Genomic DNA, 26,067 nt, shown 5'->3' with positions numbered 1-26,067 from the left:
ACATTCTAATGAAAGGCTTTCTTGTATTGGTTGTTAGCTTGGTGACCCTGAATACTAGCTGGGCTTCTGACAAACCCACGGATAAGAACGTTACAATTGTAACTGCAAATAATTCCCCAAGAGTTAAATACGGAACAGAAAAACTGGCCGTGGCCTTACGTGCTGCGGGTTATACAGTAGCGGTTTCAGCCGATGCAAAATTTGCGGGCACCGGAACTACGATCGTAGCAGGTAACTACGGTGATGCGCTCATTAAAAAAGCGGCCGGAAGTTTTCAGTTGAAACCCGATACAACAGGCAAGGAGGGATTTTCTATAAAGAGCAACAGTAAAGGCGTGATCATCGCCGGTACCGATGCCTCAGGCGCTTTATACGGCTGCCTGGAGCTGGCCGAGCAGGTAACGAATAAAAAAATGATCCCCGCTGATCTCTCGATGGTCGACAAACCCGAAATGGTATTACGCGGAACCTGTATAGGCGTTCAGAAACCATATTATTTACCGGGAAGAACCGTTTACGAATATCCTTATACACCCGAAACATTTCCCTGGTTGTACGATAAACAACTTTGGGTGCAGTACCTCGATTCACTGGTGGTGAACCGCCTGAACTCACTCTATTTATGGAACGGCCACCCCTTTGCTTCACTCGTTCGCACTAAAGAGTATCCGTATGCCGTAGAAGTAGACGATGCCACTTTTAAGAAAAATGAAGAGTTGTTTGCTTTTCTCACATCGGAAGCAGACAAACGCGGCATCTGGGTGATACAAATGTTCTATAATATTATTGTGTCAAAGCCATTTGCTGAAAAGCACAATATAAAAACACAGGACCGCAACCGGCCTATCGTCCCATTGATCTCCGATTACACGCGCAAGTCTATTGCCGCATTTGTAGCCAAGTATCCGAACGTGGGTTTAATGGTGGCGCTGGGGGAAGCCATGGAAGGAGTAGGGCAGGACGATGTTGACTGGTTTACAAAAACCATTATCCCAGGCGTGCAGGATGGATTGAAGATCCTGGGCAAGAAAGATGAACCCCCGATCGTACTGCGCGCACACGATACCGATGCACCCCGGGTTATGAAAGAAGCCTTACCTATTTATAAGAACCTGTATACCGAAGCGAAATTCAATGGCGAAGCCTTAACAACATATGAGCCGCGGGGTCCCTGGGCAGAACTGCACCGGAGCCTTAGCCGCATCGGGACCGTGCAGATAGAGAACGTGCACATTCTGGCCAACCTGGAACCATTCCGTTACGGTTCGCCTGACTTTATACAAAAATGTGTGCAGTCGATGCACACGATCATGGAGGCTAATGGACTTCACCTCTATCCCCAGGCTTCTTATTGGGATTGGCCATACACGGCGGATAAAACATCACCGCGTTTGCTGGAGATCGAGCGCGACTGGATCTGGTACAGAACCTGGGCAAGGTATGCCTGGAAGGCCAATCGCAACCGGCAGGAGGAACTGGCATATTGGTCAGGCAGCCTGGGTGCTAAATTCGGCTGCCCGGCAGATCAGGCAAAACATATTGTAGAAGCGTATGAGCAATCAGGTGAAATTTCGCCCAAGATCCTGCGACGTTATGGAATTACAGATGGTAACCGCCAGACCATGACGCTGGGGATGTTAATGACCCAGTTGATCGACCCCAAACGTTTCGGTTTATTTACCTTATTATATAATTCAGAAAGCCCGGAAGGGGAGATGATCATAGAATATGCCGAGAAGGAAGCAAAAAAAGAACCGCATATTGGCGAAACGCCGGTGCAGATCGCAGATGAGATCATTGTACATGGCGCCAAGGCGGTAGCGGCTATTGAAAAGGCAGCGCTACATATCAAAACGAACCTGGAAGAGTTCAACCGCTTGAAAAATGATATGTATTGCTATCAGTCGATGGCGCAATTCTATGCCTGGAAGGCAAGAGCGGCTATCCAGGTGTTGAAATTCAAGTATTCAAACAAAGTATCTGACCTGGAGCAGGCTGTGCCCTTGCTGGAAAAGAGCGTGGCGCATTTTGCGGAACTGGCGGCCCGTACCGATACTACTTATTTATATGCGAACAGCATGCAAACGGCGCAACGCAAGATCCCGGTAGTGGGAAGGGACACGAAGAATAAGACCTGGGTGGAGTTGTTGCCCTATTATCAACGTGAGTTGGAAAACTTCAAAAAGCATATTGCCGTATTGAAGAAGCAGGGTGCAGGCGCTGGAGTAACTGCGCTGAAGCCGTTTAAGAATGCGCCTGTAGAGATATTGACTGAAAACCTAAAAAGATATACGGTGCAAAAGAATGCGCAGATCTTCCCTGATCTGAGTGTAGTGATCAATGACCTGCCCGCATTCCTGACTGGTTTACAGGGTATTCATTACAGCCAGGCCCGCCAGATCACAGAAGGCACCAGTTTACAGTTCAAGACAGCAGTGCCTGTGAAATTGCTGGTGGCATACTTTGCAGAAAAGAACAGCGCCTATTTGCCCGAGCCAACATTGGAAGTGGATGCAAGCGCCAATGATTATGGCCAGGCTGAAATAAAGGTGGCAAATGCGCTTGCAATAGATGGTTTCCCCGCAATAAACATACATGCATTTACGTTTCAAGCTGGCACACATACACTTACCTTGGGTAAGGGGTCATGTTTACTGCTAGGCTTTATCAATGATAATGATCCATTGCCGGTAGTTGATGCCGGACTGGGCGTTACTGAGAACGCCGGAGCGTTGGACTGGTTATTCGAAAAATAAATGATTGCTTTTGCCAACGTGAAGTAGATGGATTATTGATTTAATAATCGCTGCTACATATTAAGGAAAAAACTAAGTGGTTATGCCATGGCGTTACCGTTATGTTAAGTAATGGTTATGACGGTCAATGGAATATACTTATATGTCCTGGAATATGGGTAAGCCTTTATTGGATAGTAAGATGTTCCATCATTTTAGGAATAAATGACATTGTTTCACCCGGCACGTAGCCGTTTCTTGTGATTAGTATGCAATATCCGAAAAACCAACATCCACCCCATCTCTTTGCGCGTAGCTATGCACGTAGTAGCAGTAATTGTTCCTTGGTTAAATATGCTCCTCTCAATTGTTAAAACATAAATCTTAAACAACTGTTGTATGATTGGAAAACCGTCGTCCTTGAAATGCCTGATGATGATGGCGTTTTTTATGCTACTAAACTGCACGTACCTGATCGCACAGGAAAGAGTTGTTACAGGTAAAGTTAAAGACCCGTCGGGGAATCCGCTTCCCGGGGTGAACGTTAACGTGTTTGGCACCCGAATAAGTGTCACCGCCGATGTAACAGGAACTTTCCGCATTCCAGTTTCCTCTGAAAATTCCGTACTTGTATTCAGCTTTGTAGGCTTTTTACAAAAGGAGCAAAGAGTAGGAAACGATTCCACTATTAACGTAAGCATGGCCTACGACAATGCCGACCTCGACCAGGTGGTAGTAGTAGGTTATGGTACGTCGAAAAGAAGAGACCTTACCGGTGCTGTATATTCAGTAAAACCCGGTATGGTAACCGCACAACCCGTTTCAAATGCTGCAGAAGCATTACAGGGTAGAATTCCCGGTTTGGATATCAACCGTACCAGCGGTGCACCCGGTGGTGGTGTTTCTATCCAATTACGTGGTAACAGAACCCTGAGTGGTACAGCCAATGGTCTAGGAGGTACGAATGTAACCAGTGAGCCTTTGGTGATCATTGATGGTTTTCAGGGTGGTAACATTGCCGACCTGAACCCCAATGATATTGAATCGATAGATGTGATGAAAGATGCTTCTGCTACCGCCATTTACGGATGGATGGGCGCTAATGGCGTTATCATCGTAACTACCAAGAGAGGTAAAGACCGGCCGAAGGTTTCTTACAACGGTTTTTATGGGATAAATTCCTTGAAATATCCTAAAACCCGTATGGGCCAGGAATTCATACAATTCAGAAAGGATGCTTATGAGGGTAATAATGCGCCTGTTCCTGATGATGCAGGTGTATTTGATAACAATGAACGCCCCTGGTATCAGCAAGACAAATGGGTTGACTGGCTCGACCTGGCTACCCGCAATGGTATTGAACAGAGCCATACGGCTTCTATTCAGTCTGGCGGCGACAAAACAAAAGTATATTTTGCTGCAGGTGTTTACAGGCAGGAAGGTGTGCTGCGGGGAACCGATAATACACGTTATAATACGCGTTTGAATTACGACCAGCGTATCAGCAGCATCTTTAAGGCCGGTTTGATGACTCAGTTGACATATCAGAATACCAACAGCCGTACTGATCCCTTCTCAAGAATAAATGGTTTTGTTCCTTTAGGTGAAGCTTATGATAGTGCCGGAAACATCAAATTATTCCCACTGCTTCCTACAGGTCAAACAACTACCAATAGAAATTTACTGAGTCCATTGGCAGACGAAAGGCCGAATGCGCTTGTTGACAATACGAAAAGAGGAAATCTTATAGCTAACGGTTACCTGGAAATTACGCCGATTACCGGCTTAAGCCTCCGCAGTAACCTGGGTACAACGCTTACTTATAGCCGTCGCGGTGAAATGTATGACGCAAATACCCTTGCAAACTTTGGTAGCTCAAGGGGTATTTCAGCAGAAGTGGCTAGTGCGTTCACCCGCTTTATTAACTGGGATAACATCCTTACTTATACCCGCAAATTCGCTGATCATAATATCACCCTTACCGGTTTCACCAGCTATACACGCCAGGACTATGATCTCTACGAAGCAATCGGCCAAAAACTGATTCTGAGCAACTGGCAATTCTATGGTCTGGAAAACTCAGAAGCAAGTACCCGCGTACTCAATTCTGATTTTACGAGAACAGTTACCATGTCTTATGGAGGCCGTATAAATTATACTTTTAAAGGCAAATATCTGTTGACTGCTACTATGCGGGCAGACGGTGTTTCGCGTTTATCTCCCGGAAACAAATGGGATTATTTCCCTTCCGTGGGTTTAGGCTGGAACGTTCACCAGGAAGAGTTCATGAAGGGCGCTTTTTGGCTTAATAATTTAAAGATCCGCGCTACTTACGGTGTCGCTGGTAATGCTTCGGTAACACCATACGCCACACAATCTGTATTGCAGACCCAAAATGCCGTTATTGGTACTTCTGTAGTTCCTACTGGTATATTTAGAGCTACCCGTGGTAACCCCAACCTTACCTGGGAAAAATCGGCCACTACCAATATAGGTCTTGACTTTGCTTTGTTAAAAAGCAGGATCTATGGTACAGTGGAAGTATACAAAACAAAAACTGACGACATCCTGTTCAAACGTCCGTTCCCGCTCTCTTCAGGATTTGAAGATATTTGGGAGAACATTGGTACTTCTGAGAACGAAGGTGTTGAGCTTGCCCTTACAACGGTTAATGTAAACCGCGGCGATTTCAGGTGGACTACCACTTTGACCTTTACTTCTGCCCGTGAGAAAATTACCAGTTTGATCACAGACAAGGATATCATCAAGGCTGAAACAAACTCTTTGTTTGTAGGACGTCCCATTAGATCATGGTATGGTTATAAAAAGATAGGTATCTGGCAAACAGATGAAAATAAAGAAGGATATAAAACAGGAAGCGGTCACGTTTATCAACCCGGTGATATAAAAGTACTGGATAGAAATGGCGATAAGATCATTGATCCCATCAACGACCAGGCTTGGAATGGTGCTGATGTGCCTAAATGGTATGGCGGTTTACAAAATACCTTTACTTATAAAGGTTTTGAATTAAGCGCCTACATTGTTGCCCGTTACGGTCAGATCATCAATGCCGATTTCCTGGCAGCCCGTTACAATGTTGATGGCAGTGGCAATGGTATCGCTGACTTCGATTACTGGACCCCCAGAAATCCAACCAACGATTTCCCTCAGCCGCGCCTGGGACAAACATTTGCAAGTGGTAACAGTACTGGATATACCGGTTATCTTTCTATGAACATTGTTGATGGCTCTTATTTCAAATTAAAGACCTTAACACTGGCTTATAACCTGCCTTCTCAAGTGAGCAGAAAGGTTTATTCTGAAAAGATCCGCCTGTATGTAACAGGTCACAATATGTTTATCAAAACGAAAAATCATTTGCTGAAGAATTATGACCCTGAAGCGGGAGGTACTGAAAATGCACCGATCACACGCCAGTTTGTATTTGGTGCAAACATTGATTTCTAAATAATTCTCTACTCTAAAATGATTACTAATATGAATAAGCTTAAGAATCTATCATATGCGGTAGCGGCTTTTTTGGTAACCACCGCTACCTCCTGTTCCAAACAACTCGAAGAATTTAACCCGGGCGATGCTACCGCTGAGAACTTATGGAGTACACCAACAGGTTTTGCCAGTCTTACAGCAACTGTTTACCAGGACTTACACCTTTGGTATGGTGTTGAGGACGGTATGTGGTTGCTGGAAGGTGGAACCGATTTATGGTATGGCTCAAAAAGGGGTAGCTACGCACGGCAATATCTCCACTATGATGGTTTAACGTCTCAACAGGGCCAATCAAGGAATTTGTGGCAATATGCGTATAGAGGAATTAACCTGTGTAATGCCGGTATCGGCCGTATCGATAAGGCTGGATTTACCAACGACATAGAAAAGAACCAACGCCTGGCTGAATTGCATTTCATGAGAGCCTTCTATAATTTTCAGTTGGTTGAGCAATTTGGCGGTGTAATGTTACGTACTCAAGAAACTGATGAAAGTACTGAGTTGAAAGCTTACAGAAGTTCACCGGAACAATTCTACGAAGTGATCATCAGTGACCTTGAATTTGCTAAGAATAATTTACCCGTAAAATGGCCTGCTGCTGAATACAGCCGTGCTGACAAAAGATCTGCCATGGGATTACTGGCGAGGGTATTGTTGACAAGGGCTTATTATGCAACAGGAGGCGATAGAACTACCTGGTTTACCAAAGCAAAGGATGCAGCGCTGGAAGTGATCAACAGCAAAGGCTCATTACAGCTGGACCTGTATCCCACATTTAAAGAAGCATGCCTGGCTATTAGTGCTAAACCTATTGCCCTGAGAGCAGGAAACAAAGAAGCTATGTTTGTGTTGGCTTATAATGAGGAAAATCATGCGGCCAACATGTACACAAGTGGTAATCCCGGTGGTAATCGTATATTCAAATACACAATAACAAGGTATACCGGCAAACCAGGCTTTAACAACACATATATCAATGCCTACGGTGTTGATGGGGAAGGTCGTCTGATGCCAACCTGGCATTTTCTTGATCTGTTCAATGAAACCATTGATTCCCGTTATGATGCTTGTTTCCAGGAAACATGGATTGCCAATAACAGCTATACCTGGACATCTGCTGATGTTGGAGCTGCCAGGTTCGATAAAAACGCAAAAGTTGTAGGCAAGGAAACGAAAGTTGGTGATGTTGCTATGTTCCTTACAAAAGGGGATCTGCCTTATAACAGGAAGGATACGAATATTATCGCCATGGGCAAGAGCGACCTGTATGTAAATCCTGTTCATGGTCAGCCGGCACCTATAATTAACAATACGGTGTTGACTGAGTACTATCCATCATTCAGGAAGTTTGTTAATCCAAACCGTACTGCAACACTGACCGCCGCCACTGACTATAGTGATGCCTATATCATGCGTTTTGCAGAAATGTACCTGATCGCCGCAGAAGCTTATACGCAACTGAATGACCTCGGGAATGCTGCTACTATGCTGAACGTTATTAGAAGACGAGCTGCCAAGCCCGGCAAAGAAACTGATATGGAGGTTACTGCCGCACAGGTTAACATGGACCTTATTCTGGATGAGCGTGCCCGAGAATTTGCCGGTGAGCAACATCGCTGGTACGATCTGAAAAGAGTATTCCGTGGTCAGGATTGGGTTAATTACATCAAAAAATGGAATCCTGATATCACTTTAATTCAGCCTCACCACTGGGTACGTCCGATTCCTCAATTGGAATTAAGTGCCTTGGAGAATGCGGAAGAGTTTGGTCAGAACCCAAATTATCAATAGAAGTTCATAAAGAGATTTAAATAGTTACTTATCCTCTGAAGATGTGTCCAACCGTACCCGGGAGCCCTAACCAGGCTTCCGGGAAGGACAAAACAGCAACCCGTTTTAATACACATAGCAGTAATTTGATCTAGTAACCTTTAAGTCATGGAAGAAAAAGATCCCTCCGATGTTCGGGGGGATCTTTGTTTACAAGGGTTACAATTATAAGTTATGAGTTCTGAATGACATTATGGATGGTATGAAAGTCGGATCATCCACGGCGCTAGAAAATTAAAGTATGGCTGGAAAAATGAATGTTGCGCATAATAATTTCTGATTCAACTAATATCAACAGGAGGTTCTTTAATTTGTCAGCCTATTCAATTCAAACAGAGAATGTTTTTAAGTTTAATAAAGCCGGGTGGCTGATTTTGGAGCTGGATTTATAGGAAACTTGGCAGGCAATGCATTTGGAAATTTGATTGGATTGTCTGCGCCGGGTATTAATTACGAAACTGGTAAATTTACCGGAAAAGCATAGGAAGTAACATTTACATTTGGAGGGGAATGGATGGGTAACATACTCACTGATGTAATTGGTAATTAGAACGAATTTTATGAAGAAAAATATTACGTCAATTGTTGTATTTGTGATCATAGTCTCCTTTATAGTTTATAAAGCGGTGACACAAGAATCACGATTAATGAGAGATTTTAAGAGAAGTACAGCTGAAATAATCGATATAGAAACATTTCACAATGGCGGTAAAAATATTTTTATAAAATTTAAAGCAAAAATTGATGGTAAAGAGTTAACCTCAAAGACGAGTGTAGATTGTGCTAAAAGTAAGAAAGCCGTGTTCAAAGACTATTTAATAGGGAAGAAGCTGGATATAGTATATGAAAGAACTGATCCGGATAACTGTAAAATGTTATTGACTCGGAAAAGCTACCAGAAATATAAATTAATCCCGTCAAATGAATCTGCCATGGTTTTGGATTCCATTGAGTCAATTTGTAATGCAGATTAAAAAAGCCACAGAACATCTTTATTTTTTTGAATGAGAGCGTGAAATGGTGATGCTAGTGAAGATTAGGATTTTTCATTGTATGGGCATACAATGACACCACAGGAAATTATGATCTAAAAAGGGTAAAACAACTCTTTTCCTATATTCGGGATACTATTTATGCTGTTTCAATCGGCGGAGAAATCATTAATTCCACCAGCGACCATCCGTTCTTTGTATTTGGAAAACGGGTTCGGGTACATGATCTGAAAGTTGGTGACAGTCTTCAAACGTATGCCGGACAGAAATTAGCCGTTAACAGCATAACGATAATTCCCGGACAAAGGACGGTTTACAACTTCGAGGTTGAAGATTATCATACTTATTATGTTTCGGATAAGAAAGTATTGGTTCATAATGCGGGGCCATGTAAAACAAAATTGCCAGATAAGACAATAGCACAACAGGATGGTGTAACTATTGAACATTATTATAAATCCGGGGATCATGCTCCTGCCCACGCACACGTGAAGGGGTGATAAAAGTGCAAAAATTGGGCAAAATGGTAAACCAATAGATGGCAGCCCGGAACTTTCTGCTAGGCAACAAGCTGTAGTTGATCAGCATAAGGCAAAGATTCGAAGAGCTATGAAGAAAATAATGAAATATCATAGGCCAGAACCAAAAATAAAGTGTTTTATGCTTAATGAAGTATACGTTTTTCAAGCTCCTAATAATGGGCGCTTTTGTAGCGGGGTTTTTTCAACAAAAGAAAAAGCTGAAGAATATATAAAAAAATATTCGTTAACAGGAGTTCTTACAGTTTATCCCATTGATGAAGCAGTTTATGACTGGGCAATTCGCATGGGCTTTTTTAAACCTAAAAAGGAGAATCAATTGACTTCGGAATTTATAGGAGGGTTTTCTTCTGCTTCTCAAGAACATTTTCATTATGAAAATGGTGAATTAGACTCTTAAAAATTTATTGGTTTTGATATGATTATTAGTTTCCATTTGCTTAAGATGCTTGTATTGTTTGCTCTTCATTCTAGCCAGCTTTTCACAAGCAACTAATTTTTACATAATGCATTTTTATTCAAAATTCAAAAGTTTATCTTTCTCGTGGGCAAGTGTATTGATATTGTATGCATGCGATTCATTAAATAACTCAGCTACAACTTATAAAGACGACAGAGCCAAAGGTGCAGATGTAATTACAGAATTGAATACTGACGCCGATGCCTTTAAAGCCCATCTCGCTCCATCAGCCGGTTCCAGGTATGTGTATGCTATCACCAACGAATCGACCACTGAATTGGAGGTGAATGGCAAAACGGTAGACGTTCTGCACGATATATTGCATGAGTTCATTCATGTAAAAGAAGTTACTAAGATGGACTATTCTGGTCATAATGGAGAACTTGACACTTATAAAAAAGGTTTTGAGTTAGGCGTTAATTTGCCAACAGAAAATGGCTATGAAAAAAAATCATTGGGGTAATTTGTTTAGAAATTATTTCTTGCCTGGTGAAAATATAAAAAGACCAAGCATTACCAAGAGCAATCAATATCTTTGATAAACGCACACAAAACCTTTTTAGAGTCATGCCTTAAGACATTGTCGAAAAATACCATTTCAAATTACAAAAGCGAGGTGCAAAGGCGATTAGGTATTGTCTTTAACTTAAAATAGAATGAAACACCTTATTGTTTTTTTAACGTTGTTTGTAAATGCAAATCGTTTGTATTCACAATCTCCAATTTATCCTAAAAACCAAACATTTAGGTTCTTTTTTAGCGAAGGAGTAGTAGCTGATACTAACAACCTTAATTTGAAAATAAGATACACTAACACTGAGCTGGATACAATCTTAATTCCTTTTAGTTTAATTGAAGGTACCAAATATGAACCCTATGCTAATATTTACACGGAACTACAAAAATTAGAAAACGGAAAATATAAACGGTTCGTTGACAAGCATGTTGACTATTTTTATGGTGATAGTATTACTGATCCTATAATTGAGTATGCAAAACTGAGCCCTGGTGATACAGCAGAATTGCATTTTAATTTAATAAGCAGAATTGGCGCGTTTTATAAAGGAAAATATAGAATGCGTGTACATTTACTAAAAATACCTATTAATGATCCTCCTTATGCTCCTAAAGAATACGCAGTAAGCCGGTGGTTTTATTTTCAGGTTATAAAAGATTTAGATTATCATGAGCTTTATTGATATTTATCAATTTAATGCCCGCCAATCAAGGGCAGACTTAATCACACATTTTTTTGGAAGTTATCATTGGCAGGTTACTCTTTAATCGGGATGATCTGCCATCTTTCCTGCCACACGGCTTTTAAGGTATCCTTAATTAATGGCACAAAGGCCTCATCTTTTACAACAAGAGACATTCCAGAGTGCAATAGCTCTAATGCCTTATGCTTGAGCGCTTTGCTAGGAATTAAGTAATTGACAATGAGACTTTTTCAAAACTCCTTTTAGCTCGTCAGAGGTAAGGCTAAGTTTTGAAAGCCGGGCTTGAATAGCAGAGACGGAATAGTAGCATCTTTACAAGGCCAATGGAGAGACTATTTCATATTTGAACTTCGTTCATGCTTATCACTTTATTATATTTATGAAAAGGCAATTCTTGAATGTGCACGGGATCCTTCATAAAAAAGATCGCCAATTGTATTCAACAAATGCCCAATGACATATGGGCAATATACGTTCCAGCCTGATTATTTTAAGGACTTAAAATAAGTACCATTAACGTGAAGGCTTCTTCCGGAGGTCTATAAAGTTAAGGGAACTCAAGTTGTCAACGGTATTCAACGGTCGGACCCGTCAAAAGATTATTTTACAGTCTCACCTCGGCTAGCGCCTAAAAAACAGCCCCTGACCATCAGGGGCTGCTTATCTCAATCCATCCAAAAACGAGTTGGTGCTATTTCCTGCGGGCTTCTTTGCGATCTTTCTTTAAATGATTGATCCTTTCTTTAAGCGCTTCGTTCTCTTCCTTTACTGCTTTTAATTCCCTTTCAAACAGCTGCTGCTTTTCATTTTGCTCGATCACATACAACATTAATTCTTCGATCTTTTTCAAGAGAATTACCTGGTTATCTACGATGTTGACGCCATCTCTGTTTACGTCGTCTGCTGAAGGTACATCGGGCAGGTGATGGTTTTGTTGTATGTAATTTTTCACTGCTGTTAAGGATGGTAAGTGGTACGTTGAATCAAACACATAATCAGCCCATGTATTTCCGCTATTGGCAGTGAAGGACACAGCCCTAACGCTTCCGTCCACTCTCAGTTTATGTCCGTCAGTATTCTGCACGCCAATACCTACAGTTCCGGAATTGTCAAGCCATAAGGATGTTGCTGCACCCTCGCCCGGGAAGAAACCGAGTCCATTAAAATTTCTGATCCGCCATTCGGGGAACCCCTCAGAACGAAAGATCAATCGGCCGCCATCCGCAGTTCCACTGTTTATATCTATCAAATTGGCCTTCGCCGATCCCACAACATCAAGTTTATAAGATGCAGAGGGAGTCGGGGTGCCTATGCCAACGTTCCCTTCTTTACTGATCACGAACTTGTCACCCCAGGTGCCTGTAACAGGATAGTCATTAGCAATATGAAATGCATGAGCGCCGGTTCCCAGGGCCCAACGGGCTGTTGGAACATCATTTACAATTAAATGATAACCTCCACCAGCAACGCCGGCAATCACATCGCCATTCACATGCAATTTGGTAGATGGTGTTTGGATGCCGATCCCTACATTTCCCGGACTTTTTACATATAGCTGCGCCAATGCCCCTATGTGCAATAGCACCGCACCTACAATAGTAGCTAGGCAAGTCTTACACATAAATTACTTATTGGTTTTACGTTTCGTCTGCAATTCTTTTACTGCTTCTTTCAGCGCGGCATTTTCCGATGCCAGTTCTGTGAGCTTTTCATTTTGATCGATCACATACAAGGTTAATTCTTCAATCTTTTTTAAAAAGATCGCCTGGTTGGCGGCCAGATCCAGCCCATCTCTTTTAACATCTTCTGCGGATGGTACATCTGGCAGGTGATGGTGCTGATTGATAAAGTTCTTGATTTCTGGTAAAGAAGGTAACTGGTAGGTTGTTTCGAACACATAGTCGGGCCAATGTGCATTATTATATGCCCAATAGGTGTTTGCCTTTACATCACCGGCAACATGTAGTTTTTTCTCTGGGCTGCTGGTACCAATACCAACTTTACCATCGGTTGTAAAGGTTGCGCTTGGACTGTTTAGTGGTGCTATATAAATGGGAGCGCCATTGGATGCGATCACGCCAGCATTTTCATTTTGAAAAAGCAGGGTGCCCTGGTTTCCCGCTCCAATGCCATATTTGTCACCCTGTACACTTATGCCAGTGTGTAACAAGAGTGTTCCCCGCCAAGTTGGATTGTTGTTATTGTTAAAGTAGTCACAGGCCACGGCACCACAGGAAGAAGTGGTCAAATGATCGTCGGCCACCACAGCCATAGAATTTATCAACTGCGTATGCGTATTGGCCATATTGCTGTTTACACCCACCCGCAAACTTTCATTTCCGGCATTGGGCAATGTGAGTTTTGCAGTCGGTTGCGCTACGCCAATCCCTACATTTCCATCTCTGGTAAGCACTAACTTTTCTTCCCAGGTCGTTGTAACTGGATAATCACTGGCTATATGAAAGCCGTAATTGCCGGTTCCGAGTGCCCAACGGGCGTTGGGGATATCATTTACAATTAAATGGTAGCCTCCATTGGCCGGGCCGGCGGTTGTTACGCCTTCTATATGTAACTTGGTAGCCGGCGTCTGCGTTCCAATGCCTACATTTCCCGGGCTTTTTACGTATATCTGTGCCTGTACACCTGCTTGAAAGATCAGCGCGCCAATTATGGTAGTTAACCCTGCTTTAAACATAGTTCTGATTTTTATTCTTGGTTGGTTATTGTTGAGAAAATAAAATTGCTATTCGTATAAGGCTGAATAGCATCAAAAGAGGATAATATCGACTCTATGGAACCGGTGCATGTAGAATGGTTTAGGGGTTTGAAAAAACGAATGTAGCTAAATTGAAAGGTAGTCGCCCGGTAATTTGATAAGTGTGCAGTTTAGCCAATAAGTGTGCAGTTTTTGGGAATATCTGTGCAGCGATTTTCACTGGCACCACTGCCCGGGTTTCAGCTGCACACTTATCGCCCTAATTAACACGTCTATTGGCAAAACTGCACGTCTATCAAAAGTGACTTTAGATTTTTTTTTACTTGCCGGAAGTGGTCTATTTTCGTATTATCCTGAACCAAAAACAGCCCCCTGCATATGACAAAAATTTATCTTTATCTACTACTGATATGCATGTGCATCTTGTGGAGTAATTGGGGGATGGCCCAGGATGCAAAACTCACTACAGACAGCGTTCTGCATTTTCCTGTTTCTTATTTTTCCAAAATTGAAAATAAATATGAGCACCTGGAAGACCGGGTAACCAAACAAACCGAAAAATACCTGCAAAAGTTATTTAGCCGGGAAAAGAAAATGCAACGCAAGCTGGCCAAAATAGATTCTAGCGGCGCTAAACAGTTGTTCGCCAATTCTGAAAAAGAATATACGCAAATGATGACCAAAGTAAAGGCAGACGGCGACAAACTATCCGGAAAAAGCGGCGCCTATATTCCCATGCTCGACAGTGTAAAAACCAGTTTGTCGTTCCTGGGACAGAACAATTCGTTATTGGGTCAATCGAAAGAAATGCAGGAAAAGCTGCAAGGCTCCCTTTCACAGGTTAACCAGTTGCAGGGAAAACTGCAGCAGGCTGAACAGGTAAAAGCATTTATCCAGCAACGTAAGCAGCAGATAAAAGTATCCCTGAGCAGATATACCAAACTACCAGCCGGTCTTACCAAAGACTTCAATGATTTCAAAGCGCAGGCTTATTACTACAGCGCCCAGATAAAAGAATACAGGGAAATGCTGAATGATCCTGACAGGCTTATTCAAAAGGGATTGACATTGCTGAATAAACTGCCTGCTTTTACGCAATTCATGAAACAACACAGCGAACTGGCCAGTTTATTCAGGTTGCCGGATAATTACGGTACACCGCAAAGCCTGGCTGGACTGCAAACCCGCTCCCAGGTACAGCAGCAGATACAATCGCAACTGGCCGGCGCCGGTCCCAACGCGCAACAATACCTGCAACAGAACCTGCAGGCTGCGCAAAGCCAGCTCAATCAGCTCAAAGATAAAATAAACAAACTCGGTGGCAGCGGTGGTGATGATATGGATATGCCGGATTTCAAACCCAATAATCAAAAGACTAAATCCTTTTGGAAACGCCTGGAATACGGCACGAATTTTCAAACGGCCAAGAACAATTTCTTTCCCACGACAACCGACCTCGGCCTCTCGGTAGGCTATAAGATCACAGACAAAAGCACTGTTGGGGTAGGCGCCAGTTATAAGCTGGGACTCGGACAAGACATCAAACATATCGATATTACCCACCAGGGAATGGGGTTAAGATCATACCTCGATATAAAACTCAAAGGCAGCTTTTTTGCCAGCGGTGGCTTTGAATACAATTACCAACCTTTGAAAACCGATAGTTTGCCCGCTACCAGCGGAGTAGAGGAGATCTCTCCCTGGAAACAAAGCGGATTGGTAGGCATCAGCAAGATCATTTCCATAAAAAGCAAATTCTTCAAGAAGACCAAACTGCAGTTGATGTGGGATTTTCTGAGTTACCAGCAGCTTCCACGAACGCAACCTGTAAAGTTTAGGGTGGGTTATAATTTTTAATGGGATCACTCAAGTATAGTAAAAGGCCCCCGGCCAAACGCCAGGGGCTTTCGTTTGTCAATACTAGGAGAACCTTTACTGGATCACTTTCGTAATAACCGGTGAATAGATCATTTGCCCATCCTGGCTAATGGCCACTACCCTGAACCAGTATTTTGCCATTGAATGGAGCCCGCTGAACGTATAATACGCAAACTTGCTCCCTTCACTGATCCATACTGTTTCGGCAGTTGGCGGTTGGGTAGTGTACTGGTGCATATATGCCCGTGCACCCCGCAACCGCTTGATACTGGTAGTGGCTTCCCCGGGTGGACCTAACTCCACTTCCAGTTGTAAAATAACCGGTTCTGCCTGATAGTATCTGTCTCCGGCAACCGGAAAACCGCTGCTTAATAACTTGCCCCGGTCGCCGTCACTGGTAACTGTTACATACTTGTCCAGCGTTACAAGTAATGTTACCAGGGCTGCTTTTTGCTCATTTTTTAAATTAATGACCTCCATATCTCGCCCTTTCGCATTACTTACTGATTTTTGAAATTCCGGCAACAATTTTATTGCTTCATCCAATTCGGGAGGCGGGTCGGGAAAATTTGGATTGTCTTTTATTTTCCCTGTTACCCGGTGACCGGTGGTGATCAATTCGCTGTCTGATTGACGTTTGTAAACGCTTAATATTATGTTTTTCATTTTTAGAAAATTTAAAAGTTTAAAATTGAAATTCCAACGCTACGCTATCAGCACCGTAAAAAGCTTATTGGCCAATATGCTTTCCTAAAGCTCCGTTTTCGTTTCTCCCTTATTTACAGGAGGATCCATTCAGTACTTGTACCCGGTAAACTCGTTTGATAGTAATCGGTGGCTTTGTTAAGTCAAATATATAGCTGGCCCCGGCCGGTTTCCAAATAGTTGGCGACAATGGCGAATTTGGCGGTTTTTTTACATGGAACTACTTAGTGGAGCTGACGGTGGTCAGTAAAATTCTTCTTTGAACTTGCTGATTTTATACGTGCGAATCGGTTGAACCTGCAACTTACTTCCTGGCAGATGCGCTTTTTTGGTTAAAAAACATGTTAGAAACTTGCAAGACATGTTTGCTGGCCAACTTAACATAACAGCTTTGTAAGTTTGGTAGCAAGTAGATGAGTTTGTGCTATAGATTAGTAACAATAGAAGGGGCGTGCTTCAGTTTGGGGGCAAGTTAAAGACCTGGTAATAGAAGTTGCCTGCTGGTCAAAGAAGTTGCGTAGAAAAGCTTCCATGTTACGGAGCAGTTGTGTTGTGCAAGCTGGTAAATCACTCCTGCAAGCTACTTGCCACTACAAGTCGTCGACTTTTATGAACAGTTAAGTACTGAGGTAAGAAAGTCTGTTATTAACTGTCATTTGTTGCATAGCCAAAGTGAAAACTGCCCTAGCGCTTTGGCGAAACGGGCAAGTAATGTGCTCAAGTCGTCCTGTGACTTATTTCTTGTCGCCGTCAAGATCAATATTTCTTTTGATCTTATTCCATCTCATCAGAAAAAATTCATGTAATCTTTTTTGTATATAATCCTCATCCAGGTGATGTAAAGTACAGAATTCTTCCACCGTAACCCATCGTAAGCCGGTTCTTTCCCGGGCCTCACGGATCTGCTTGATAACGCGCTCTGCTGTGCGTTGGCTTACTTTGAATAAATCCATGAGATCCTGCGTTTCCAGCCTCACTTTATAAGGCGCAGGCCGGCTACACATCCTTTCGCCCCGGGGATCCGGTGGGTGAGCCGCCATCCACATCAATGTTCTATATCTTAGAAGCAATGGTGCAGTAGGATGGCCATAGCGGATATCGCCAATGGTGCACCATGCATCTTCTTCCGGGAATGGTTCTTTGGCGGCCTCCGTAAGTTGCTTTGACACCAGTATCATTTCGTGGATGATGTCGTTCTCTTTTCCCTGCTCATCACTTGCATTTTCTTGCTCAGCGCTGATCTGCTTATGTTGTTTTTTAGCGGTTTTATCTTTGAAAAGTTCTTCTTCGTTTAAGTTAGCAGTAGACATACTAATGAGGGTTAATGGTTTTTTCTAAGTTAAGGCAATCTGTTGGTAGCTAAGATCGAAATTGATCTAAATCATGTTAGTATGACTAGCTATCGGGCAAGAATAAGCTTTTCCGGCGTCTTGCTTATGGTAAACGATTCAACTTATTTTATCACACCTCCATCCTGTGCAAGCCCGGATCATGCGGATCCCATTGATTGTTTTCGATTACGCTTTGCAGCCAGGCATATGCCTTTTCCATATTCCCGGCCATGCCTAACTGGTTGATCAAATGCCAGCTGTTGATCACCGCTTCTTTATACCAGGGCATTTCCTGGGCCAGGGCAAATAATTTTACCAGTCCTTTCATCGTCTCTTTTTCTTTCAGCAGGTAATATGCGAACTGCGTTCTAAAATGCGGACTGTAATAAAATTCGTCATTCGCCCAGTTCCAGCTATCGATGGTTGTATCGGGATGGGCCTGCAGCCAGTCAAGCGCATAAAAAGGCGAGGGCAGTATATTGCCGTCAAAACCCACCAATTGCGCAAATGTTAACGAAGACGTTCCTGTTTTAGGTAAGCGGTCCTTGAGTACTTCGTTATACAGCTGATGCGCTTCCTGTATATTCCCTGTAACATGATGAATATCGGCCAGCACGATCTTTGCGCGGTGATGGTTGGCATCCAGCGATAATGCTTTGCGGGCGTTTTCTGCTGCTGTTGTCGTATTGGTTAGAACCAGATTCGCTTTGGCGAGTGCCGTCCAGTAATCCACACTGTTCAGATCAGTTGCATCTGCATGTGCTTTGGCGGTGTCCACCGCCCGTTGCGCATACCGGTCATCAGTAAAACGCTCCATGATCTGCCACAGCTGCAGGTCTTTTCCCATAATAGTATCAAGGATCGAATAGATCAGGCTCCGGCGATCATACCGGCTTTCTATGGCTTGCCAGCTGGCAAACTGCTCCGGAAAAGCTTCGGCAAAGGACATGATCTCGTTCGTTTCTTTATGGCGCATTTTCAGGCCTACATGTACGCCGGGTTTCGATAAATACCGGGGAATCGTAAGCTGGAACTCCTGCTCAAAACGGGCGGCCGGCTGCTCATTACTCATAAACTGAAATGGAATTTGAACCCGTGAATGTAAAGCAAAATATTAACAGGGCAATAGTCAATGGTCAATAGTCGACGGGGATGATCATTGTGGCCGGCTGGATCTCAAGGTCAAACTTGTGTTACCAGTTACAAGTCTCAGGTTACAAGGCCCTACTCTTTGAACGCACCGGCTGGCATCGGCCCCCTGCAACCTGCAACATGTAACCTGAAACGGGTAACCGGTAACCGGCAACCGGGGACTAATAACCGGTAACCGGCAGGTGGTGACAGGCAACATTAATGTCATTTTAACGCTTTTTGTAGGGCAGGGGACTATGAACTGTAAATTTTAAACTGTGAACTTTGAACTATCTTGCCAACCCAGACGATCCCGTTTCCGTCTAATTACCCATATATCTTGTACATATGCACCTGAAAACATTGTTTCGATGCGCTTTCCTGTTAACAGCTGTTAACCCCTTTAGCCAGGCTACGGCACAACAACAGCCAAATACTTTATGGTACCGGCAACCCGCCGAAGCGTGGACCGATGCCCTGCCGCTCGGTAATGGCCGGATCGGCGCCATGGTATTCGGTGGTGTGGCGGAGGAACGTTTTCAACTGAACGAGGAAACTTTGTGGAGTGGCCGTCCGCGCACTTATGCCCGTACCGGCGCTGTACAATACCTGCAACCCATTCGCCAGTTACTGGCCGAGGGCAAACAGAAAGAAGCAGAAGCAATGGGTGAGAAATATTTCATGGCGGTAAAAGATCCTGACGACAGTACCTATAGTGTGCAAAAAGATGCCTGGTTCAAAGCCATGGTTCAGCAAACAGCGCCCGCTGCCACTGATCATAACGATAATAACTGGGCTACCATGGAACTGCCCACCCTGGAAGGGTGGGAGCGCAGCGGTTTGATGGGTACGGATGGCGTGCTTTGGTTCCGCACTTCTTTCAATGTGCCGGCGAAATGGCTGGGGAAGAACCTGGTGCTTGACCTGGGCCGGATCCGCGACGTCGATTACTCCTATGTAAATGGTCAGTTGGTAGGTCATGATGAAGGCATCAGCAAAAAAAGAAAATATACCATTCCAGCGGCATTGGTAAAAGAAGGGAGGAATACAGTGGCTGTTCAGGTCATCAATTTTTTTGATAAAGGTGGATTTACCGGCGTAAAAGGATCTGCCAAAACCCTGGTCGTATACCCGGAAGGCGGAGATACAGATACGGCGGCATTGGCCAATCCCTGGAAGTATTTTATTCAGGATGAGAACCCGCCGGCCATGCCCCGCTATGAAGCCGATTACCTGCCTTTTGGGGATCTGTATTTCCGTTTCGCGCATGGCGATAACAGCAGCAACTACAAGCGATCGCTTGATCTTGAGAACGCCATCGCAAAGGTATCCTACACAGCAAATGGCATTGGCTATAACCGGGAGTATTTCATCAGCGCGCCGCATCAATGCCTGGTGGCGCATTTGACGGCTGCCAAACCGGGCGCTCTCTCGGTACAGGCCCTGCTGCAGTCGCCTCATAAAAAGTATGTGGTAAAGAAGATCGATGATCGTACCCTTTCTATCTCGTTACAGGTAAGCAATGGCGTATTGAAAGGCGTGGGCTATCTGTATGCCAGGTCAAATGGTGGCAAACTGAGCGTGAGCGACACTGCCATCAGTGTGGAAAATGCCAATGATGCTGATTTTTACTTTGTAGCAGCTACCAGTTTCAAAAATTATAAAGATGTATCGGGTGATCCGGAAGCGAAATGTAAGTCAGCGCTGGCGCAAATAATGCATATTCCGTACAATACGATAAAAGCGGCGCATGTGAAAGAATACCGTCAGCTGGCAGGAACATTCAGCTTCACGGTACCGGCCGGTCAAAATGCGCTGTTGCCTACGAATGAGCGCATCAGTACTTTCAGTATGCAGAACGATCCTTCGCTGGTATCGTTATTTGTGATGTATGGCCGTTACCTGCTCATCTCTTCATCGAGGCCGGGTACGCAACCCGCCAATTTGCAGGGCATCTGGAACGATCTGTTAACGCCACCCTGGGGCAGTAAATATACCAGCAATATTAACCTGCAAATGAACTACTGGCCTGCAGAAGTATTGAACCTGCCATCCTGTACCCAACCTTTATTTCAAATGATCGATGAGCTGGCTGTTGCCGGTTCAATAACCGCCAAAGAGCATTATGGCGCGCCGGGCTGGGTATTGCATCACAATACTGACTTATGGCGTGGTACCGCACCGATCAACGCGAGTAACCATGGCATTTGGGTCACCGGGGCAGCCTGGTTGTGTTTGCACATCTGGGAACATTTCCTGTTCACCCAGGATACGGCTTTCCTGCGCAAGCAATATCCCAACATGCTGGCCGCTGCGCAATTCTTCGAAAAATTTCTGGTGAAAGATGCTAAAACCGGATACCTCATCAGTACTCCGTCCAATTCCCCTGAACAGGGCGGGTTGGTGGCTGGTCCAACCATGGATCACCAGATCATTCGCGAACTGTTCAAGAATACGATAACCGCAGCAGCTATACTAAACAAGGATGCCGCTTTCGCTGACAGGTTGAAAGCGCTGATCACGCAAATTGCGCCTAATAAGATCGGTAAACATCAACAGTTGCAGGAATGGATGGAAGATATTGATGAGGTGCAAAACCAGCACCGCCATATCTCCCATTTATGGGGCGTTTATCCGGGCACCGATATTACCTGGAAAGACTCCGCCATGATGAAGGCCGCCCGTCAATCCTTGATCTATCGCGGTGATGGTGGTACCGGCTGGAGCCTTGCCTGGAAAGTGAATGTATGGGCGCGTTTTAAGGAAGGTGATCATGCGCTGCTGATGATCAAGAATTTGTTCACCCCTGCTATTGACGATCACGGCCGTGAAAGAGGCGGCGTTTATAATAACCTGTTCGACGCGCATCCGCCCTTCCAGATCGATGGTAATTTTGGCGGTTCCAGCGGAATTGCCGAAATGATCATTCAAAGCCATACCGGCGTAATTGAACTACTGCCGGCATTGCCTGCTGAATTACCGGAAGGCAGCGTAAAAGGCATTTGCGCCCGCGGTGGTTTTGTACTGGATCTTCAATGGAATCAGGGAAAATTACAACAGGTAAAACTTACTTCTAAAAGTGGTAATTTCTGTCACCTGAAATATGGAAACGCGGAAGTGAAATTTCCTACAAAGAAAGGCGGCAGCTATACCTTTAATGGCAGCCTGAGAACCAATAGGCAATAAACAATTGGCAACAGGCAAATTGACATAGACAACATACAATAGAGTAAGGTGTATCATCGCTATTAAAATGAATATAATGGTTCTAAAAAAAATAAAAGTTGTTCTTGTTCTTTCATTATTGTTTAGTGTATGCGGCGCCTCAGCGCAAACGATCTATCTTCCCGCTTCAGGCAACAGGGTGGTGAGTAGCCGCGTCGATATTTCTCTCAACGACAACTGGTACTCCATCGCCAACGATACCAACCAGCAGGCATATGATGGTTTCGAACATCCATCGTTCAGGACCACGGGCTGGCAGCCGGTGAATGTTCCTCATAACTGGGACCAGTACGAAGGCTACCGGCGCCTGCATCATGGCAACCGACATGGTTATGCCTGGTACCGGAAAACGTTTAGGGTAGCGCGTAAGGAGAAAAGTAAACGCTATTTTTTATGGTTCGAAGGCGTAGGTTCTTTTGCTACGGTATGGGTGAATGGTAAAAAAGCCGGCGCACATGCTGGCGGCAGAACGACATTTACATTGGATGTAACTGATCTTATCGTTGATAATAACAAACCGAATTTATTAGCGGTGCGTGCCGATCACCCGGCGAATATCACTACCTTACCCTGGGTTTGCGGTGGATGCTCCGATGAACGTGGCTTCAGTGAAGGATCACAGCCAATGGGTATTTTCAGGCCGGTGCATTTAATAACCACAAATGCAGTGCGGGTAGAACCTTTTGGCGTGCACATCTGGAGTGATTCTACGCTGTCGGAAAAGTCGGCCCGCTTACAGGTGGCCACTACCGTAAAGAACTACACAGACAAGCCGGTGACCATTACCATTCAGCAGCGCCTCTTAAACAAGGCCCGGCAACTGGTGGTGCGAACCGCTGCTAACAGCACTCTGCAACCGGGGAAAACCATAGAAGAAAAACAAACATTTCCGGAAATAAAAACGCCACATCTTTGGTCATTGACCGATCCTTATTGTTATACGCTGGTAACGGAAGTGCTGCAGCATGGGAAAGTGGTAGATGTTACCGAAACGCCGTATGGCATCAGGTGGATCAGCTGGCCGGTTGGCAGGGCAGGCAATTCCAGACAGTTCTACCTGAACGGAAAACCGGTGTTCATCAATGGGGTTGCAGAGTATGAGCATTTAATGGGCGCCAGCCATGCTTTTAGCGATCAGGCCGTTCGTGCCCGGGTAGAACAGATCAAGGCCCTGGGTTTTAATGCTTTTCGCGACGCGCATCAGCCGCATAACCTGCGCTATCAATACCTGCTCGACAGTATGGGCATTCTTTGGTGGACACAGATCTCAGCGCATGTATGGTATAACACGCCTGAGTTCAAAAATAATTTCAAAACATTGTTGAAGGAATGGGTAATAGAAAGGCGTAATAGTCCCTCCCTGGTTTTATGGGGTTTGCAGAATGAAAGCAAGATCCCTGAAGACTTTGCGCGGGAATGTACCGAGCTTATCCGGGAACTGGATCCCACGGCCTCGTCGCAGCGAAAAGTGACCACCTGTAATGGTGGCGAGGGAACGGATTGGGATGTGCCGCAGAACTGGACAGGCACCTATGGTGGTAATCCGGCCACTTATGGCAGTGATGTGATCCGGCAACAACTGATCGGGGAATACGGCGCATGGCGCACCCTGGATCTGCATACCGAGGGCGGTTTTGTACAGAATGGTCCGGTCAGTGAAGACCGCATGACTCAATTGATGGAAATGAAAGTGCGTTTAGCCGAATCAGTGAAAGACAGTACCTGTGGTCATTTCTTCTGGCTGTATACGTCACATGACAATCCCGGCCGCGTGCAAAGTGGTGAAGCTTATCGGGAGCTCGATCGCATTGGGCCGGTGAACTATAAAGGATTGCTAACGCCCTGGGAAGAACCGCTCGATGTATTCTATATGTTCCGCGCCAACTATGCGCCAAAGGAAAAAGAGCCGATGGTGTACATAGCTTCGCATACCTGGCCCGGCCGCTGGACCAGCCCCGGCAAAAAAGACGGTATTGTCGTGTACTCCAGTTGTGATGAAGTAGAGTTGTTCAATGATGTAAATAAGGAGTCATTAGGTAAACGCACCCGTAATGGGGTAGGAACCCATTTTCAATGGGACGGGGTTGATATTAAGTACAATGTATTATATGCAGTAGGTTATGTAAAGGGGAAAAAAGTAGCGGAGGACTATATTGTGTTGCAATACCTGCCGCAATCGCCCAACTTCAATGCATTCTATAAAGATCTTCCCTCCATCGGCGTGGGCAGGGCAGGCAGTTCCCTTCCATCCGCCGGAGCCAAGGTGAGCCTTGCAGCTCAATCAGGCTATAATTATTTATACCGTGTTAACTGCGGTGGCCCTGACTATAAAGACAGTAATGGGAATACCTGGCTGGCCGACCGCGAGAAAACATCTGCTAACAGCTGGGGTTCGCTTTCCTGGACAAAGCAGTTTCCCGGCATGCCGGCTTTTTATGCCAGCCAGCGGCAAACCTATGATCCCATTGCCGGTACAACTGACTGGCCATTGTTCCAGTCCTTCCGCTATGGTTTGCAGCAACTGCGCTATGAATTCCCGGTGCCTGATGGCTATTACCAGGTGGAATTATATTTTACCGAACCGTGGTGGGGAACTGGTGGCGGCCTTAATTGTAAAGGCTGGCGCATGTTCGATGTGGCCGTCAATAATAAAACAGTTATCAGGGATCTCGATCTTTGGGCAGAAGCCGGTCATGACCGGGCGGTGAAAAAAGTCGTGAATGTGTTTGTGACCGGTGGGCAATTACAAATCTCCTTTCCGCGCATCACTGCCGGACAGGCAATTATCTCAGCGATCGCCATCGCGACAAAGAACCAGCAAGCGATGGCTGCGGCACCGTCTCCTGCATTGATCGGAAAAATAACATTGGCCGAACCTTCCCTGGCGCAACAGGTAAAAGCGCAAAGCTGGTTGAATACGGGGGATAAACAATATGCCGATAGCAATATTGCTTTTACTGCATTGCCACCGACCTTATATGGTACTGAATGGATCCAAATGCCTGTTCATTCGTCTGCGGGAACTTCAGGCAGTTGGGCTTCATTTACCGTAACTAATGATGCGGATGTATTCATTGCCATGGATTCCAGTCTTGAATTACCTGCATGGTTAAAAGAATATGAGGATACGAAAACCGTATTGCAAAACAACCGTTTCCATGCGAGCCCCGGGCAAACCGGAAACGGCACTGGCTTTAAAGTGTATCGAAAACGTTTTTCGAAAGAGACGAGCGTTAGCCTGGGCCCTAATGGAACGGGTGATAAAGGCCTGATGTATTCTGTGATCGTAAAACCGGTTACTACCTTACAGCCGCCATTCGACCAGAAACCGACTACAAGCTATAAAATGGACAAAGCAGTAACTACAGGCGATGGCAGTACCCGGCAGACGATTAACAAAAGGGAATCGGTGGTATTTACCAAAGCGGCCGGTACCCAAATAGATATAACCATCAACACAGGGGTAGCAGATGTGTATTCCCTGACCTTCCGGTATTACAATCCCTTGGCTGCAACCAAAAAGGCCAGCTGGCAATTGCTGCAGGCGGATGGTACGGTGATGAAAACCGAAGCCATGGAATTTACCACTACCCGCGAGGGCAAATGGAATTATATCACCACGACCACGGGCTCTATGATCAATGCAGGGAAATACATCATACGGATAACTTCAACCGATGCCGAGGGGGTGGCGATTGGGGGCGTGGATGTGCAGTAAAACACCCCTGGCCCCCTAAGAAGGCAATCGCTAATGTGAACCCGCCTCCTAAATACCAACTTAAACGCTCGCAG

Annotated in this window: 16 protein-coding genes; 11 read left to right on the top strand and 5 right to left on the bottom strand. The window is 44.7% G+C overall.

What is annotated here, in order from left to right:
* Positions 1-8 precede the first annotated feature (8 nt).
* The 8 genes from JT717_RS10185 (at position 9) to JT717_RS10150 (ending at position 11,268) form a co-directional block, all read left to right on the top strand.
* Entirely contained in the window at positions 9-2,756 is a 2,748-nt protein-coding gene (locus JT717_RS10185; protein WP_205510100.1) for an alpha-d-galacturonidase, read from the top strand.
* 429 nt (positions 2,757-3,185) lie between these two features.
* Positions 3,186-6,206 carry a SusC/RagA family TonB-linked outer membrane protein gene (locus JT717_RS10180; RefSeq protein ID WP_205510099.1) on the top strand — a complete coding sequence of 1,007 codons (3,021 nt, stop codon included), beginning with the start codon at positions 3,186-3,188 and terminating at the stop codon, positions 6,204-6,206.
* Positions 6,207-6,236: 30 nt separating this feature from the next.
* Positions 6,237-8,039: a RagB/SusD family nutrient uptake outer membrane protein gene (locus tag JT717_RS10175; protein ID WP_205510098.1), complete on the top strand. Its 1,803-nt coding sequence runs from the start codon at positions 6,237-6,239 to the stop codon at positions 8,037-8,039.
* Between the two features lie 599 nt (positions 8,040-8,638).
* The gene (locus JT717_RS10170; protein WP_205510097.1) at positions 8,639-9,052 is read left to right on the top strand and encodes a hypothetical protein; all 414 of its coding nucleotides are present in this window, start codon (positions 8,639-8,641) and stop codon (positions 9,050-9,052) included.
* A gap of 74 nt (positions 9,053-9,126) precedes the next feature.
* Positions 9,127-9,570, top strand: coding sequence for a polymorphic toxin-type HINT domain-containing protein (locus JT717_RS28790; RefSeq protein WP_205510319.1), 444 nt, complete (start codon positions 9,127-9,129; stop codon positions 9,568-9,570).
* Positions 9,571-9,679: 109 nt separating this feature from the next.
* Positions 9,680-10,009 carry a DUF7710 domain-containing protein gene (locus JT717_RS10160; protein ID WP_240347955.1) on the top strand — a complete coding sequence of 110 codons (330 nt, stop codon included), beginning with the start codon at positions 9,680-9,682 and terminating at the stop codon, positions 10,007-10,009.
* Between the two features lie 106 nt (positions 10,010-10,115).
* A complete protein-coding gene (locus JT717_RS10155; RefSeq protein ID WP_205510096.1) occupies positions 10,116-10,532 on the top strand; it encodes a hypothetical protein in 417 nt (138 codons plus the stop codon).
* A gap of 193 nt (positions 10,533-10,725) precedes the next feature.
* Positions 10,726-11,268, top strand: coding sequence for a hypothetical protein (locus JT717_RS10150; RefSeq protein ID WP_205510095.1), 543 nt, complete (start codon positions 10,726-10,728; stop codon positions 11,266-11,268).
* Between the two features lie 712 nt (positions 11,269-11,980).
* Here JT717_RS10150 and JT717_RS10145 read toward each other — a convergent pair.
* Both JT717_RS10145 and JT717_RS10140 read right to left on the bottom strand, forming a co-directional pair.
* Positions 11,981-12,910, bottom strand: a complete 930-nt coding sequence (locus JT717_RS10145) for an FtsB/FtsL family cell division protein (protein ID WP_205510094.1) — start codon at positions 12,908-12,910, stop codon at positions 11,981-11,983.
* 3 nt (positions 12,911-12,913) lie between these two features.
* Positions 12,914-13,984, bottom strand: coding sequence for a hypothetical protein (locus tag JT717_RS10140; RefSeq protein WP_205510093.1), 1,071 nt, complete (start codon positions 13,982-13,984; stop codon positions 12,914-12,916).
* A 399-nt stretch (positions 13,985-14,383) separates the two neighbouring features.
* Between JT717_RS10140 and JT717_RS10135 the strand changes: the two genes are divergently transcribed.
* Entirely contained in the window at positions 14,384-15,862 is a 1,479-nt protein-coding gene (locus tag JT717_RS10135) for a hypothetical protein (protein ID WP_205510092.1), read from the top strand.
* A 75-nt stretch (positions 15,863-15,937) separates the two neighbouring features.
* Here the strand turns inward: JT717_RS10135 and JT717_RS10130 are convergent, their stop codons facing one another.
* The 3 genes from JT717_RS10130 to JT717_RS10120 all read right to left on the bottom strand — a co-directional run bounded on the left by JT717_RS10130 (position 15,938) and on the right by JT717_RS10120 (position 18,991).
* On the bottom strand, positions 15,938-16,549 hold the full coding sequence (locus JT717_RS10130) for a hypothetical protein (RefSeq protein ID WP_205510091.1): 612 nt from the start codon (positions 16,547-16,549) through the stop codon (positions 15,938-15,940).
* Positions 16,550-17,322: 773 nt separating this feature from the next.
* Positions 17,323-17,898, bottom strand: a complete 576-nt coding sequence (locus JT717_RS10125) for a hypothetical protein (RefSeq protein WP_205510090.1) — start codon at positions 17,896-17,898, stop codon at positions 17,323-17,325.
* Between the two features lie 151 nt (positions 17,899-18,049).
* Entirely contained in the window at positions 18,050-18,991 is a 942-nt protein-coding gene (locus JT717_RS10120; protein WP_205510089.1) for a tetratricopeptide repeat protein, read from the bottom strand.
* A 407-nt stretch (positions 18,992-19,398) separates the two neighbouring features.
* Here JT717_RS10120 and JT717_RS10115 point away from each other — a divergent pair, with 407 nt between their 5' ends.
* Positions 19,399-22,236: a glycoside hydrolase family 95 protein gene (locus JT717_RS10115; RefSeq protein ID WP_205510088.1), complete on the top strand. Its 2,838-nt coding sequence runs from the start codon at positions 19,399-19,401 to the stop codon at positions 22,234-22,236.
* A 76-nt stretch (positions 22,237-22,312) separates the two neighbouring features.
* Positions 22,313-25,993, top strand: coding sequence for a malectin domain-containing carbohydrate-binding protein (locus JT717_RS10110; RefSeq protein WP_205510087.1), 3,681 nt, complete (start codon positions 22,313-22,315; stop codon positions 25,991-25,993).
* Positions 25,994-26,067 lie beyond the last annotated feature (74 nt).

The sequence above is a fragment of the Longitalea arenae genome, assembly GCF_016924755.1.
Lineage (GTDB): Bacteria > Bacteroidota > Bacteroidia > Chitinophagales > Chitinophagaceae > Niastella > Niastella arenae.
This window is presented reverse-complemented; position numbering and strand designations above follow the sequence as displayed.